Genomic DNA, 14,220 nt, shown 5'->3' on the forward strand with positions numbered 1-14,220 from the left:
GCAAGTGATTGATCTTGCGTGGGTTTTTCTTTATCGTTAACGTGAGTAACAGTTGTAGTTCTCACGGAGAGCCCGAATGACCCCTTCTTCGATTGCCCGCATGAGCCGCACGAACCGTTTTCTGACACTTTCAGCCCTTGTTCTGGCCTTTTCGGTGACCGGGGCTCATGCCGCAGAACGCAAGAAGGCACCGGCTGCTCGCAGCCAGGCCGCCGTGCAGAAAGTCGCGCATCACCCTCGTACCGCCAAGGCAGCGCGTGTGACAGCAGTCATTCCTGCGAAGCCGTCTTTTGGTCAGATGGCTGGCTTGCATGGTGCGGCCGACCCGCTGGCGCTCAAGTCCAGCGTGGCCTTGGTGGTAGATCAAGACACCCATGAAGTGTTGTTGAGCAAGAATGTTCAGGCGGTGCTGCCCATTGCATCCTTGACCAAGTTGATGACGGGCGTGGTGGTCAGTGAGGCCAAATTGCCGTTGGACGAGAACATCACCATCACCCAAGACGATGTGGACACCGAAAAGGGCAGCAGCTCCCGCCTGGCTGTGGGCTCAACCCTGAGTCGGGGTGAGATGCTGCACCTGGCCTTGATGTCGAGCGAAAACCGCGCTGCACATGCGCTGGGCCGCACCTTCCCTGGTGGCTTGTCTGCTTTTGTGGCCTTGATGAATGCCAAAGCCAAGATGCTGGGCATGGCAGATACCAGCTATGTGGAGCCCACTGGCCTGTCGAGCAAGAACCAATCCAGCGCGCGCGATCTGGCCATCTTGGTGGGTGCCGCCCACACGGACCCGATGTTGCGCGAGCTGACCACCTCGCCCGGTTACCAGGTCGAAGTGGGTCGTCGCACGCTGCAGTACAACAACACCAACCGTTTGGTGAAGAACCCTGCTTGGGACATCGGTCTGCAGAAAACGGGTTACATCTCCGAAGCGGGCCAGTGCCTGGTCATGCAGGCCAAGGTGGCAGGTCGCAAGCTGATCATGGTTTTCCTGGATTCGGCTGGCAAGCTGAGCCGCATTGGCGACGCGGAGCGTGTGCGTCGCTGGGTTGAATCCAATCACCCCTTGTTGACGGCCCACAGCAACGGTTAAGCACGTTCTGGCCTCGAGTTTTCTGAGCGCCAGATTGTGTTTGACCTTCGCCTGTCATTCAAAAGGCCTAGCGCGTGAGCGGCAGGCCTTTTCTCATGGTGTTGACACGCAGGCTGGGGACGTGTGAGCCCCGCACTCAGATCGCGCTGCTGGGGCGCAGTGGGGCTTTGTAGCCCAGCGCCTCCGAAATCTCGCTGGCCGTGGCTTCAAGCTTGGGTAACCAGCCTTCATCCAGACGATCGGCTGGAGCGGAGATCGACAATCCGGCCACCAACTTGCCTTGGTCGTCATGGATCCCTGCGGCCATGCAGCGCACGCCCAGTTCCAGTTCTTCGTTGTCCCGCGCAATACCGTACTGGCGGGCTTTGGACAGTTCCCGTTCCAGAACCGGCAATTGGGTGATGCTGTTGCGCGTGTGGCCAGCCAGGCCGGTGCGGGTGGCGTAGGCGCGGACTTTTTGGGGGTCATCCACCGACAGAAAGAGTTTGCCCACCGAGGTCAAGTGCAGAGGCGCACGGCCCCCGATGGCGCGCACCACTTGCATGCCCGAGCGCTCGCTGTAGGCGCGCTCCACGTACACGATTTCGTCGCCCTGGCGCATGCTCAAGTTCACGGGTTGCTGGATCAGCTTGTGCAGCTCACGCATGGGGTGGAGCGCTGCGTCACGCACGCTCAAGCGGGCTTTGACCAGGTTACCTAACTCCAGCAAACGCATGCCGAGCCGGTAGTTGCCCGCCTCAGGTCGGTCGACAAAGCGACCAGTGGCCAGATCATTCAGGATGCGGTGGGTTGTGGACGGATGCAAGCCCGTTTTTTCGCTGATTTCCTTCAGCGAAATGGCCTCTTCGCGCGAGGCCAGCACGTCGATCAGAGCGAACATGCGTTCGATGACCTGGATGCTTGGCGTGGTGGGCTGGGGGGTGTCTCTTTTTCGCATTGCAAACAATAGGGGAATGCTTGAATTTTACCCTGTGAAATGCGAGCTGGCCTTTATTTGTCTTTTGCGCGTTGCCAGACTTGGTCGCTGAGCACCTCGTGCGGGTGGAAGCGGGCTTTGTAGTCCATCTTTCCACTGCCTTGAATCCAGTAACCCAGGTACACGTAGGGCAGGCCCAGTTGGCGGGCCTGCTCGATTTGCCACAGCACGCCGTAGGTGCCAAAACTGCCGACCAGGTCGGGGTCGTAAAAGGTGTAGACCGCAGACAAGCCATCATCGAGCACATCGAGGATGCTGACCATGCGCAAGGTGCCTGGCGTCTGGCCGTCCTGCGTGGGATCGCGGAATTCGACCAATCGGGAATTGACCCGGCTTTGCAGGAGGAACTGGGTGTACTGGTCGATGCTGTCTTGGTCCATGCCGCCGCCGGCGTGGCGTCCGGCTTGGTAGCGCAGGTACAAACGGTAGTGCTCAGGGGAGAAATGCAGCTTCAATACCCTGGCCTCTAGGCCCTGGTGTTGATGCCAAGCCCGCCGTTGGCTGCGGGTCGATTCAAAGGCTCCCACCACCAGGCGCAAGGGCTTGCAGGCTTGGCAGCCATCGCAGTAAGGGCGGTAGGTGAACATGCCACTGCGCCGAAAGCCCGCCGAGACCAGTTCAGAGTAAGTGCTGTTCTGAATCAGGTGGCCTGGCGTCGCGACTTGCGAGCGCGCTTGGCGGTCTGGCAGGTAACTGCACGGGTAGGGGGCCGTGGCGTAGTACTGAAGGGTCTGCAGGGGCAGATCGTTGAGTTGGGTCACAGGACTGCTACCTCAATCGGCTGACGTGTTTCCAGTATACGGAGTTCAGCTTCCAGGCCGGCGCAGGCTGGTCAGTGACCCGGTTGAGCCAGGTGTTGAAATCTTGGCGCGCAATCTCTCTGGCCCCCAGTGACGCCAGGTGGCGGGTGTTTTGCTGGCAGTCGATGAACTCCACATCCCCCTGCAGGCACCAGTCCACGAGGGTGGCCAAAGCCAGTTTCGAGCCATCAGGCACGCGTGTGAACATGGATTCTCCAAACACCGCCTGGCCGATCTGGATGGCGTACAGGCCTGCTTGCAACTGGCCATCGATCCAGGTCTCCACGCTGTGTGCCAGGCCCAGTTGGTGAAGTCGCAGATAGGCCTGGATCATCTCCTCGGTGATCCACGTACCCGATTGACCTGCGCGTGGGGCCTGGCTGCAGGCGCGGATCACGGCTTCGAAGTCATGGTCGAAACGCATTTCACAGGCTGGATTCTGAAGAAAGCGCGTCATGGTCTGGCGCAGGCTGCGCCTCAGCCTGAAAGCTGTCACCGGCAACACCATCCGGGCGGGAGGGGACCACCACAGGGCGGGTTGTCCCGGGCTGTACCAGGGATATATGCCTTGGCGATAGGCTTGGATGAGGGTGTCAGGGCTCAGGTCGGCGCCAGCCGCCAGCAGGCCAGGCGCTGAGCTGTCTGCCCCCCAGGCCCATTGCACGGCTGGGAACGGGTCGCCAGGTTCGAGCCAGATGAGTTGACCTTGACGATCGGTCATGGCGGGCTGGGTTTCTGGGGGAACAGGTGCGTCAACGCCACTGACTTCAGCGGGGCCCGCGCGGGCCTGAGATGCTCTGCAAGGATGCCTTCAACTCGGTCCAATGCAGCAGGGCGCTGTGGCTGTCGGCCTGTTCTGCGGCCTGTTCCAGCGCTTTGCCTTGCTGTGATGCCGTGGCTTCGCCCAGCGTTTGCAGCACGGTTTTCAGGCTGTGTCCCAGCCGCCGCAGCGCCATCCAGTCCATGGCCGACGCGGCTTGATCGCCTGTGGCAATGTCCTTCACGAATTGGAGCCAGCAGGTGTCTCGGTACATCAAGAAAAAAGCAGTGTCGCCATTGAAGTGCTCCTGCACCGCTTGGCGCTCGGCTGGGTTGAGTCCGGGCTCGTGGGCTTGGCCAAGGTCCTGTGGTGTGTTTTGTCCATCGGCAGATGCGTTGATGCCGATGCCTTCTTCCACGCAGCCGATCAAGTCCATGACGGAGATGGGTTTGGACAGCATGCGCCACACGCCCAGGGCTTGCAGCTGGGTTTTGACGGTGGGTGTCAGTCCGGCGCTGAAGACCACCGCACGCGCTTGTCCAGCCAACTCGGGATGGCTTTTGAGGTGCTCTAGCAGATCGATGCCCGACTCGCCTGGGAGCATCAAGTCTGTGAGGATCAGATCCACAGCGCCTTGACGCAACTGGCTCAATGCTTCCTGTACGGATCCCGTGATCAGCAATTCCAGCGGCATTTCCTCCAGCGCAAAGGTCACAAAGCGCTGTATCGAGGCATCGTCTTCAATCAGCAGGACTCGTGCCATGGGTTTCAGATCACCGATTTGAGTGCGTGGCCGGATTCAGGCAAGAGTTGGGCAAGCAGCGAAGGCAGCTCTGCCACCAAGCGAGGTTTGTGGATGACCCGAACCCCTTTGAGGGCGAAGGCGTAAGGTGCCCGCTGGGATTCGTCCAATGAGGTGATCACAATCAACTGGCTGCGAGCGAACTGAGGGTGGGAACGCAGGCTGGTGATCAGTGTTGGGCCATCAATGCCTGGCAGCAAGATGTCGACGATCAAGATGTCCGGCTGGAATTGACCATAGGTGGCCAAGCCAGCAATGCCGTCGTCAGCCACCCGCAACTCCACACTGGGAAAATGCTGGCGGACCAGCATGGACACCAGGTTCTGAAAGTGCGTACTGTCTTCAATCAGCAACAGCCGTGTTCCGCCTTGCAGCCCGTGCGGGCGGCTTTGGTCGGTGTATGCACGGTCACCTTGGGTATTGCCCGGCCGGCGAGATGCGATCCACCGCTCCACCGAAGTTCGCGAGATACGGCGATGGCCCCCCGGGGTCTTCCAAGCTTCTAGTTCTTCGCGGTCAACCATCAACTGCACGGAGCGCACGGCCATGCCGAGCAGGCCTGCGACTTCGAGTGTCGTGTAGTGATCGCGCGTTGGATTGTCTTCTTGATTCATGGCTTCGGTATTTTGGCACGACTGCTGTTGAAAAAGACTTGACAAATGATAAAAATAATTTATATGATATGCAAAACCAGTCAAAAATCACCCCGTTGGGTAATTTATTGAATTATTGCGAGGCTTTGCCATGAAAAAAATACTGATCGTCGACGACCACGCGGATATTCGCAAGCTTTTGCGTATGACGATGGAGTTCGTGGCTTACGAAATCTTTGAGGCAGCGGACGGAAAAACAGGTCTGGCCATGGCTGAGGAGCTGCAACCCGACTTGTTGCTGCTGGATGTGATGATGCCGGGCGGGGTTGATGGCCTCGAAGTGTGCCGCCGCGTGAAGGCCAATCCCAATCTGGCCCATGCCAAGGTGATTTTGCTCACGGCACGCGGTCAAAGTGAAGACCGTGCAGCGGGTTTTGCGGCCGGTGCAGATGAGTACCTGGTCAAGCCTTTCAGTTTGCTGCAACTGATTGAGACCATTCACAAGCTCGAAGAAGGTACACCCTGAGGGCGCAAGTCATTCGCAGGTATCCCCTGCAAGGTGAGGGGTGCGAAGGGCATGCTGGTTGGACGGTGCAGCGCAGGGCATGGTGGTGCCCTGGTTGCTGTTTCTAAGAGGCCACGGTGGAGATGACGTCAATGAGATCTTTGCGTGATTGGGGTTTGGCTTGCTTGCTGGCGTGGGGCGTTAGTGCGGCAGGTCTTGCTGGCGCTGGGCCGGTGCTGGACCGAGTGCAAGCGACCAAGGCGGTGCGGGTCTGCATCTGGCCGGACTACTACGGCATCACCTACCGCAATCCGCGAAACCAGCAACTGGTGGGGCTGGACATTGACTTGTCTCAGGCCCTGGGCTCTGACCAGGGATGGCGGGTGGACTACGTGGAGTCCAGTTTTCCGAATCTCGTGGCCGACGTTTTGGGTGACCGTTGTGATGTGGCCATGTTCGCCATTGGCATGCTGCCGCAACGCATGCAGCAACTCAGGTTCACCCGCGCCTACCTCAGCAGCGACATCTACGCCATTGCCACGCGCAGCAGTTCGGTGGTGCGCCAGTGGGCGGACATTGATCGACCTGGGGTGGTGGTGGGGGTGCAAGCTGGGACGTTCATGGAGCCAGTCATGGCCGCTCAACTCAAGCAGGCCAAGCTGGTCAGCATCAAGCCACCGCAGACTCGGGAGCGGGAGCTTGAAGCCGGGCGAATTGACGTGTTCATGACCGATTACCCTTACAGCCGGCGCTTGCTCGACAACGCAGACTGGGCCACGTTGATTTCGCCACCGACCCCCTTCCATGTCTTGCCTTACGGCCACGTCGTCCGGCCGGGCGACGATGCCTGGTTTGCTGTGGTCGATGAATTTGTCGCGCGGGTGCAGCGTGACGGTCGCTTGGAGCAAATGGCGAAGCGCCATGGTTTGTCGCGCATTGTGGTGCGCAACTGATTTTTGACGACACCTGGTAAGCCCGTGGCCCGACAAGACCTTTCCAGCCGCTCCTCAGCCCCTTTGTGGTTGTCCAGCCAGGTGGCTTTGTTCACCGGGGTCTTGTTTGCGGTTCTCCTGTTGGTGGCCATTGTTTGGATGTCTTTGCGCGGACACGAGCAGGTGGTCGAGCAGGACCTGCAACAAGAGGCCTTGTACGCGCGGGTGATCGAGGACCAGGCGACCCGCTCCTTCGATGCCGTGTCGGTGGTCCTGAGCGCCTTGTCGGAGACCGTGGTGTTACAGGAATCGCCCTCCGACATGGGCGTGGTGGGGCGCCAATGGGCGCAGGCCTTGGCGGGCGTGCCCTCGGTGCGCTCTGTGGCGATCATCGATGCGCAGGGCCTGGTGCTGGCGAGTTCCAACGGCACAGAAATTGGCCGCCAGCTTGATTTGCGCCAGCTGGGGCCCAGGCCCGCGTCGGGCCAGACACTGCTGGGCCGCTTGCTGCGAGGGCGCAGCCTGGCTGACTTCGAGGCTGGGCTGAACCGTTCTGCGCTGCGCCCAGGGGTGAATTGCATCCCCATGCTTTACGGCTTCACCCTCAGAAACGGCCAGACTCTGCTCGCGGTGGCCTTGATCAACCCGGATGCCTTGATCAATTTCCAACGCCAGGCCATCGGGGATGCGCCCTTGTCCGTGGTGACGGCCACCTACACCGGGCTCCTGTTGACGAGCACGGGTGACATGTCCGAGGCCCCTGGGGCCAGCCTGGCGGGGCACAGTTTGTTCCGCGAGCGTTTGGCCTCGCGCGAACATGGCACTTACCGAGAGTCTGGCACTGAAGGTGTTTTGGTCGCTTTCCGGGCCTCTCGCGCGTGGCCTTTGGTGGTCTTGGTGGAGCAGGCCGTGGCCTCGTCCACACAGCGTTGGTTGACTCGTGCCCGTCCCGTGTTGATCGCCGGGCTGGTGGTGGTGTTTTTGCTGCTGGGCATGTCCGTCATCCTGTACCGCAGCTTGCGCGCACGCGAGCGGTCCCGGGTGCTGTTTGACCGGGCGCGCGACCAAGTTGTGCGCAGCGAGCGCGAGCTCAGTGTGCTGTTGCGCAGCTTGCAGGAGCTGATCTTCCGCACCGATGCCTCTGGTGTGGTGACTTACGTCAATGCACGTTGGGCGGCGCTGCTGGGCGCCAAGGCCCACCAAGCCTTGGGTCAGAGCGTGCTTGATGTGCTGGTGCCCGAACGGACCAATGACCGAAATGCCCTGTTTGCTTTGGACCACCTGGATGGTGTCCGGCATTGCCGAGCCAGCACCGTGGGGGCCGATGGCCGAACCCGGTATTTCGAATTGGCGGTTGTCCCGTTGTTGGTCGGCGGGCAAATCACCGCGTTTGCCGGCAGCGCGGTCGACATCACGGAGTTGTTGGAGACACAGCGCCAGCTTCAGATGCAGCTGTCCTTGATTGGACTGATGCTTGAGATCAGCCCTCAGCCCACCTCGATGGCCGATGACGCGGGGCGACTGGTGATGGTCAACAAGGCCTGGGAGCAGTTCAAGGGATTCGAGCGCTCCGAGGTCATTGGCAAGCGCTTGATCGAATTTTTACCCGCTGCCGAGGCGCAGTTGCACGAGCGCGCTGAGCGCGATCTCGACAGCCTGGGCGGAGAAATGCGCTTTGAGGCGCGCATCCTGCGCTTTGACCAAGGTCTGCGCGACGCCTTGATCAGCAAAGTCAAAGTGCCCAGTGAGTCCGGCGCTCTGATTGGTGTGCTGACGGTGCTGACCGATGTCACCGAATTCCGTGAAGCAGAGCGCGCGATCCGCGAAGCGCGTGACGTGGCTGAAGAAGCCTCGCGGTCCAAGTCTGAGTTTGTGGCCAACATCAGCCATGAGTTGCGCACGCCCTTGCAGTCCATCATTGGTTTTTCGGAGTTGGGCCTGATGCGTGGGCGCGGCAATGAGCGTGTCGCGGGCATGTTCCAAGACATCAACGCTTCAGGTCAGCGCATGCTCGCCCTGGTCAATGATTTGTTGGATGTGTCCAAGATCGAAAGCACGGTCGGCACCTTCCACCTGGAAAGCGTGGACCTGCGCTCGCTGATACGTCCCGTGGCCCGTGAGCTGGGGCCTTTGCTGGCGCGCAAGCACCTGAACCTGGCCCTCAACTTGTCCGAGGCCCCCCTGGTGGCCCGGGCCGACCCCATGCGTTTCCAACAGGTGATTCGCAACGTGCTGGCCAACGCGGTGAAGTTCTCGCCTGATGAGCAGGTGGTCGAACTGACGGCCGAGATGAGCGTGCAGGGCGAGATTTTGATCTCGGTGCGCGACCATGGTCCAGGCATTCCGGAGTCAGAGTTGGAGAAAATCTTTGAAGCCTTTGTGCAGTCGAGCAAGACCAAAAACGGTTCGGGTGGAACGGGCCTGGGCCTGGCCATCTGCCGCAAGATTGTCGAGGCCCATGGCGGTCACATCCACGCGCGCAACATGCCCGACCAAGGGGCTCTGTTTGTGATCGCCTTCCCGGCCCGCTCGGGGCCTGAGACTGTGCCCATGGTGATGGAGTGAGCCGCCGGCCTTCGTTGAATGGGATTTCGGCGAAAATAGGCCACTTAAGCGCCGCCTGGCTGGGCCCCTGGTGTGGTGGCGCCACGCTGTTTGACCCGCCTGAGCCGGGCGCTGCCAGCTTCGCCGCATGGTCTTTTGTGACCCCTGGTGCCCGCCCTGATAGCCCCTTTTTATGCATGATTCCCCCCGCCTGACCAGCCCCTGGCGCACCTCCGTGGCGCCGATGATGGACTGGACTGATCGCCACTGTCGCTACCTGCACCGCTTGATCAGCCGCCACACCTTGCTCTACACCGAAATGGTGACCACGGGCGCGTTGATCCACGGCGATGTGGAACGTCACCTGCGCTACAACGCTGAAGAGCACCCGGTGGCCTTGCAGCTGGGCGGCAGCGAGGCGGCCGACTTGGCGCACTGTGCCCGCTTGGGTGAGCAGTGGGGCTACGACGAAATCAACCTCAACTGCGGCTGCCCCAGTGAGCGGGTTCAGCGTGGGGCCTTCGGTGCCTGCCTGATGGCCGAGGCGGGGCTGGTGGCTGACGGTGTCAAGGCCATGCTCGATGCCGTGCAACGGGTGCCGGTGACGGTCAAGCACCGCATTGGCATTGACCGCATCGAGAGCTACGAGTTTGTGCGCGACTTCATTGGCACGGTCAGCGAGGCCGGTTGCCGCGTCTTCATCGTGCACGCCCGCAACGCCTGGCTGAAGGGCCTGAGCCCCAAAGAGAACCGCGAGATTCCACCGCTGCGCTACGAGCTGGTGCACCGCCTGAAGCAGGAGTTTCCTCAGCTGACCATCGCCATCAACGGCGGCATCACCACCAGTGCGCAAATGCAGGCACAACTGGACCATGTTGACGGCGTGATGGTGGGGCGCGAGGCCTATCACAACCCCTGGGTGATGGCGGATTGGGATGAGTTGTTCTATGACTCCGCCGCCCAGTCTTTGAGTCGTGAAGACGTTGAAGCCCGCATGTGCGACTACATGGCGCGCCAAATGGCCGAGCACGGCACGCCTTGGCACACCATGGCGCGCCACATGTTGGGTTTGCGCAATGGTCTGCCCGGTGCGCGGCGTTGGCGCCAGGTCTGGAGTGACCACCGTTTGCGGCACTTGTCGCCCCAAGAAGTCATGGTGCTGGCGCACCAAGAGCGCTCCGAACCCTTGCCGGTGTAGACGCCGCAGGGGGGGGGGGCGGTTGCTTGGGCGGGGCTGTCAGGCCGCCGCTTCGAGCCCGTTGGTGAAGTGCAACTGCATGCGTTCGCGCGCGCCCCGGCTGTCGCGCTGGGTGAGGGCCTGCACCAGGTCGCGGTGCTCCTGCAAGGATTCGCTCAGGCGGCCCCGCTTGAGCAGCGAGTTGTGGCGGTTGAGCTTCATGACCTTGCGCAGGTCAGTCACCATCTGCAGGCGCCAGCGGTTGTCGGCGATCTCCAGTACGCGCAGGTGAAAGCGCTCATTGAGTTCAAAAAAGCGTTCGCGGTCGTCCACGGCCGCTTCCAGGTCCGCGTGCAAGGCGCTGATTTCGTCCAACTGGGCATCGCTGGCCCGGCTGGCCACTTCGCCTGCGGCATCGCTCTCCAGCAGGCTGAGCAGGTGGTAAACGTCGCGCAGGTCTTTTTCATTCACCTCGGTCACATAGGCGCCACGCCGCACCTTCATGGTGACCAGGCCCTCGGCAGCCAGCACCTTGATGGCCTCGCGCAGGGGAGTGCGGCTGATGCCGAACTCCTGGGCAATTTTCAATTCGTCAATCCAACTGCCTGGCTCCAGCTCGCGCTGAAAGATGCGCTGGCGCAGGAGCTCGGCCACTTCTTCGTACAGGGCCTTGGGCGTGAGGGTGAGGGCAGACATGGGCACGATTGTAAGGCCCCTGGAATATTTTGAATCAATAATTATGAATGATGTAAAATCCCGGCTGCAGTCAGCAGGCCGCTGATCCTTCTCACCAGATTCTTCGGAGACGCCTTCGTCATGAGTGATTCCCAGTCCAACCCGCCCAGCCACCCTGAATTCGCCTCCAGCAACCTGGAAGCCTGGGCCAAGGCCGCCGCCAAGTCGGCCCCCGGTGGCGATGTGAATGCGTTGAACTGGGTCACCCCCGATGGCATCAGTGTCAAACCCCTGTACACCGCGGCCGACACCGCCAACCTCCCTTACGCCAACACCCTGCCAGGCTTCGAGCCCTTTTTGCGCGGCCCGCAGGCCACCATGTACGCCGTGCGGCCTTGGACCATCCGCCAGTACGCCGGCTTTTCGACGGCCGAAGAGTCGAATGCGTTTTACCGCAAGGCCTTGGCCGCCGGCGGGCAGGGCGTGTCGGTGGCGTTTGACTTGGCCACGCACCGAGGTTACGACAGCGACCACCCGCGCGTGACGGGCGACGTCGGCAAGGCCGGTGTCGCGATTGATTCGGTCGAGGACATGAAGATCTTGTTCGACCAAATTCCGCTCGACAAGGTGTCGGTCTCCATGACCATGAACGGCGCCGTGCTACCGGTGCTGGCCGGCTATGTGGTGGCCGCCGAAGAGCAGGGCGTGAGCCAGGACAAGCTGTCTGGGACCATTCAGAACGACATTCTGAAAGAGTTCATGGTGCGCAACACCTACATCTACCCGCCGCAGCCGTCGATGAAGATCATCGGCGACATCATCGAGTACACGGCCAAGAACATGCCGAAGTTCAACTCGATTTCCATCAGCGGCTACCACATGCAAGAAGCCGGCGCCAACCAGGCGCTGGAGCTGGCCTTCACCTTGGCCGACGGCAAGGAGTACGTCAAGACCGCCATCGCCAAGGGCATGGACGTGGATGAGTTCGCTGGGCGCCTCTCGTTCTTCTGGGCCATCGGCATGAACTTCTATCTGGAAGTGGCCAAGATGCGCGCTGCCCGCCTGCTGTGGTGCCGCATCATGAAGGGCTTTGACGCCAAGAACCCCAAGAGCCTGATGCTGCGCACCCACTGCCAGACCTCGGGCTGGTCGCTGACCGAGCAAGACCCCTACAACAATGTCGTGCGCACCACCATCGAGGCCATGGCTGCGGTGTTTGGTGGCACGCAAAGCCTGCACACCAACAGCTTTGACGAAGCCATCGCGCTGCCCACCGAGTTCAGCGCCCGCATCGCGCGCAACACCCAGCTCATCATCCAGGAAGAGACCCACATCACCAGTGTGATCGACCCCTGGGCCGGCAGCTACATGATGGAAAAGCTGACCCAGGACATGGCCGACGCCGCCTGGAAAATCATCGAAGAGGTCGAGGCCATGGGCGGCATGACCAAGGCCGTGGACAGCGGCTGGGCCAAGCTCAAGATCGAAGCCGCCGCCGCTGAAAAGCAGGCCCGCATTGACTCGGGCAAGGATGTCATCGTCGGCGTCAACAAGTACAAGCTCAAGACCGAAGACACCATCGACATTCTGGAGGTGGACAACGTCAAAGTGCGCGACGGCCAAATCGAGCGCCTGAAGACCATCCGCGCAACCCGCGACAGCGCCGCCGTGCAGGCCGCGCTCGACGCGCTGACCGCCGCTGCCGAAGCGGGTGTACACGCCGACGCTGCAGATGGCAGCGCGGGCAATTTGCTGGATTTGGCCATCAAGGCCATTCGCCTGCGCGCCACGGTGGGTGAGGTGTCTGACGCGCTGGAGAAGGTCTATGGCCGCCACCGCGCCGACACGCAAAAAGTGACCGGCGTCTATGCCGCCGCCTACGACTCGGCCGAGGGCTGGGACAAGCTCAAGGGCGAAATCAACGCCTTTGCCGAGGAGCAGGGCCGCCGCCCGCGCGTGATGATCGCCAAGCTCGGCCAAGACGGCCACGACCGTGGCGCCAAGGTGGTGGCCACGGCTTTTGCCGATTTGGGCTTTGACGTGGACATGGGCCCGCTGTTCCAAACCCCCGAAGAGTGCGCCCGCCAGGCCATTGAAAACGACGTGCACGCCGTTGGTGTCAGCACGCTGGCCGCCGGCCACAAAACCCTGGTGCCCGCCATCATCGCCTCGCTCAAAGAGCAGGGCGCGGACGACATCATCGTCTTTGTGGGCGGCGTGATTCCCAAGCAGGACTACGGTTTTCTGTATGACGCGGGTGTCAAGGGCGTGTACGGCCCTGGTACGCCGATTCCGGCCAGCGCCAAAGACGTGCTGGAACAAATCCGCAAGGCCCAGGGGTGAGCTCCTTGCCTTTGCTGGACGGCCTGCTCCATGGCAGCGCGACGGTGCAGCGGCGTGCCATGGCCAAGGCCATCACGCTGCTCGAATCCACCCGTGCTGACCACCGCGCTCAGGCCGATGAACTCTTGACGGCGCTGCTGCCGCACACCGGGCGGGCTTTCCGCCTGGGCATCAGCGGGGTGCCCGGGGTGGGCAAGAGCACCTTCATCGAGGCGCTGGGCCTGTTCCTCATCGGCCAGGGCTTGCGCGTGGCCGTGCTGGCGGTGGATCCGTCGTCCACCGTGTCGGGGGGCTCCATCCTGGGCGACAAGACCCGCATGGAGCACCTGTCGGTGCACCCCAGCGCCTACATCCGCCCCAGCCCCAGCAGTGGCACGTTGGGCGGTGTGGCCGAGAAAACGCGTGAGGCCATGCTGGTGTGCGAAGCCGCCGGCTACGACGTGGTGATCGTCGAGACCGTGGGCGTGGGCCAGTCCGAGACCTCGGTGTCGGGCATGACCGACATGTTCGTGCTGATGCAGCTGCCCAATGCCGGCGACGACCTTCAGGCCATCAAAAAAGGCGTGATGGAGCTGGCCGACCTGGTGGTCATCAACAAGGCCGACATCGACGTCAACGCCGCCACCCGCGCCCAGGCTCAGATCATGTCCTCGCTGCGCCTGCTGGGCTTGCACGGCAACCCCGAGCATGCCCACCACGATGAGGCCTTGTGGCACCCCCAGGTGATCCAACTCAGTGCCTTGTTGGGCCAGGGCGTGGACCGCTTCTGGGGCTCAGTCAGCGAATTCCGCCGCTTGCAAACTGCCAATGGGCGTTTGAATTCACGGCGTCAAAACCAGGCCCAGGCCTGGATGTGGGAGCGCATCGACGCGGGCCTCAAGCAGGCTTTCCGCGCGCATCCCCAGGTGCAGCACCTGCTACCCCAATTCACGCAGGACGTGGCCCTGGGCCGCCTGCCCGCCTCAACGGCGGCCCGCCAACTGTTGAGCGCCAGCCGCCTGGGCAGCTGAGCCTCACCCCCGA

At 61.7% G+C, this 14,220-nt stretch carries 13 protein-coding genes; 7 read left to right on the forward strand and 6 right to left on the reverse strand.

What is annotated here, in order from left to right; genetic code table 11:
* Nucleotides 1-76: 76 nt before the first annotated feature.
* Entirely contained in the window at nucleotides 77-1,090 is a 1,014-nt protein-coding gene (gene pbpG / locus PSQ39_RS07520) for a D-alanyl-D-alanine endopeptidase (protein WP_273926085.1), read from the forward strand.
* Between the two features lie 136 nt (nucleotides 1,091-1,226).
* Here the strand turns inward: pbpG and PSQ39_RS07525 are convergent, their stop codons facing one another.
* The 5 genes from PSQ39_RS07525 to PSQ39_RS07545 are packed head-to-tail and all read right to left on the reverse strand — an operon-like array spanning nucleotide 1,227 to nucleotide 5,042.
* Complete coding sequence (locus PSQ39_RS07525) at nucleotides 1,227-2,027, reverse strand: IclR family transcriptional regulator (protein WP_273926086.1); 801 nt, start codon at nucleotides 2,025-2,027, stop codon at nucleotides 1,227-1,229.
* Nucleotides 2,028-2,080: 53 nt separating this feature from the next.
* Nucleotides 2,081-2,827, reverse strand: a complete 747-nt coding sequence (locus PSQ39_RS07530; protein ID WP_273926087.1) for an arginyltransferase — start codon at nucleotides 2,825-2,827, stop codon at nucleotides 2,081-2,083.
* Nucleotides 2,828-2,834: 7 nt separating this feature from the next.
* Nucleotides 2,835-3,587, reverse strand: coding sequence for a leucyl/phenylalanyl-tRNA--protein transferase (aat, locus tag PSQ39_RS07535; RefSeq protein WP_273926088.1), 753 nt, complete (start codon nucleotides 3,585-3,587; stop codon nucleotides 2,835-2,837).
* Between the two features lie 46 nt (nucleotides 3,588-3,633).
* The gene (locus tag PSQ39_RS07540) at nucleotides 3,634-4,389 is read right to left on the reverse strand and encodes a response regulator (protein ID WP_273926089.1); all 756 of its coding nucleotides are present in this window, start codon (nucleotides 4,387-4,389) and stop codon (nucleotides 3,634-3,636) included.
* Between the two features lie 5 nt (nucleotides 4,390-4,394).
* Nucleotides 4,395-5,042: a response regulator gene (locus PSQ39_RS07545; protein WP_273926090.1), complete on the reverse strand. Its 648-nt coding sequence runs from the start codon at nucleotides 5,040-5,042 to the stop codon at nucleotides 4,395-4,397.
* Nucleotides 5,043-5,172: 130 nt separating this feature from the next.
* On the opposite strand from PSQ39_RS07545, the gene PSQ39_RS07550 reads away from it, so the two are divergent.
* From PSQ39_RS07550 to dusA, 4 genes are all read left to right on the forward strand, one after another.
* Nucleotides 5,173-5,547 carry a response regulator transcription factor gene (locus PSQ39_RS07550; RefSeq protein ID WP_273926091.1) on the forward strand — a complete coding sequence of 125 codons (375 nt, stop codon included), beginning with the start codon at nucleotides 5,173-5,175 and terminating at the stop codon, nucleotides 5,545-5,547.
* Between the two features lie 131 nt (nucleotides 5,548-5,678).
* The gene (locus tag PSQ39_RS07555) at nucleotides 5,679-6,479 is read left to right on the forward strand and encodes an ABC transporter substrate-binding protein (RefSeq protein ID WP_273926092.1); all 801 of its coding nucleotides are present in this window, start codon (nucleotides 5,679-5,681) and stop codon (nucleotides 6,477-6,479) included.
* A gap of 24 nt (nucleotides 6,480-6,503) precedes the next feature.
* Nucleotides 6,504-9,023, forward strand: a complete 2,520-nt coding sequence (locus PSQ39_RS07560) for a PAS domain S-box protein (RefSeq protein ID WP_273926093.1) — start codon at nucleotides 6,504-6,506, stop codon at nucleotides 9,021-9,023.
* 172 nt (nucleotides 9,024-9,195) lie between these two features.
* A complete protein-coding gene (gene dusA / locus PSQ39_RS07565; protein WP_273926095.1) occupies nucleotides 9,196-10,200 on the forward strand; it encodes a tRNA dihydrouridine(20/20a) synthase DusA in 1,005 nt (334 codons plus the stop codon).
* Between the two features lie 39 nt (nucleotides 10,201-10,239).
* Here the strand turns inward: dusA and PSQ39_RS07570 are convergent, their stop codons facing one another.
* Complete coding sequence (locus tag PSQ39_RS07570; protein WP_273926096.1) at nucleotides 10,240-10,875, reverse strand: GntR family transcriptional regulator; 636 nt, start codon at nucleotides 10,873-10,875, stop codon at nucleotides 10,240-10,242.
* Nucleotides 10,876-10,995: 120 nt separating this feature from the next.
* Here PSQ39_RS07570 and scpA point away from each other — a divergent pair, with 120 nt between their 5' ends.
* Nucleotides 10,996-13,197 carry a methylmalonyl-CoA mutase gene (gene scpA, locus PSQ39_RS07575; protein ID WP_273926097.1) on the forward strand — a complete coding sequence of 734 codons (2,202 nt, stop codon included), beginning with the start codon at nucleotides 10,996-10,998 and terminating at the stop codon, nucleotides 13,195-13,197.
* Nucleotides 13,194-14,207: a methylmalonyl Co-A mutase-associated GTPase MeaB gene (gene meaB, locus PSQ39_RS07580; RefSeq protein ID WP_273926098.1), complete on the forward strand. Its 1,014-nt coding sequence runs from the start codon at nucleotides 13,194-13,196 to the stop codon at nucleotides 14,205-14,207. Before scpA ends, meaB begins: the two co-directional genes overlap by 4 nt.
* The last annotated feature ends 13 nt before the right edge of the window (nucleotides 14,208-14,220 follow it).

The sequence above is a fragment of the Curvibacter microcysteis genome, assembly GCF_028649455.1.
In the GTDB taxonomy this organism is placed as follows: Bacteria; Pseudomonadota; Gammaproteobacteria; order Burkholderiales; family Burkholderiaceae_C; genus Curvibacter; species Curvibacter microcysteis.

What these genes read in the sequence shown, in the direction of transcription:
- PSQ39_RS07555 (WP_273926092.1), top strand. Translation starts at nt 5,679, where the DNA reads ATGAGATCTTTGCGTGATTGGGGTTTGGCTTGCTTGCTGGCGTGGGGC.
- aat (WP_273926088.1), bottom strand. Translation starts at nt 3,587, where the DNA reads ATGACCGATCGTCAAGGTCAACTCATCTGGCTCGAACCTGGCGACCCG.
- PSQ39_RS07545 (WP_273926090.1), bottom strand. Translation starts at nt 5,042, where the DNA reads ATGAATCAAGAAGACAATCCAACGCGCGATCACTACACGACACTCGAA.
- PSQ39_RS07540 (WP_273926089.1), bottom strand. Translation starts at nt 4,389, where the DNA reads ATGGCACGAGTCCTGCTGATTGAAGACGATGCCTCGATACAGCGCTTT.
- PSQ39_RS07550 (WP_273926091.1), top strand. Translation starts at nt 5,173, where the DNA reads ATGAAAAAAATACTGATCGTCGACGACCACGCGGATATTCGCAAGCTT.
- PSQ39_RS07570 (WP_273926096.1), bottom strand. Translation starts at nt 10,875, where the DNA reads ATGTCTGCCCTCACCCTCACGCCCAAGGCCCTGTACGAAGAAGTGGCC.
- scpA (WP_273926097.1), top strand. Translation starts at nt 10,996, where the DNA reads ATGAGTGATTCCCAGTCCAACCCGCCCAGCCACCCTGAATTCGCCTCC.
- dusA (WP_273926095.1), top strand. Translation starts at nt 9,196, where the DNA reads ATGCATGATTCCCCCCGCCTGACCAGCCCCTGGCGCACCTCCGTGGCG.
- pbpG (WP_273926085.1), top strand. Translation starts at nt 77, where the DNA reads ATGACCCCTTCTTCGATTGCCCGCATGAGCCGCACGAACCGTTTTCTG.
- PSQ39_RS07525 (WP_273926086.1), bottom strand. Translation starts at nt 2,027, where the DNA reads ATGCGAAAAAGAGACACCCCCCAGCCCACCACGCCAAGCATCCAGGTC.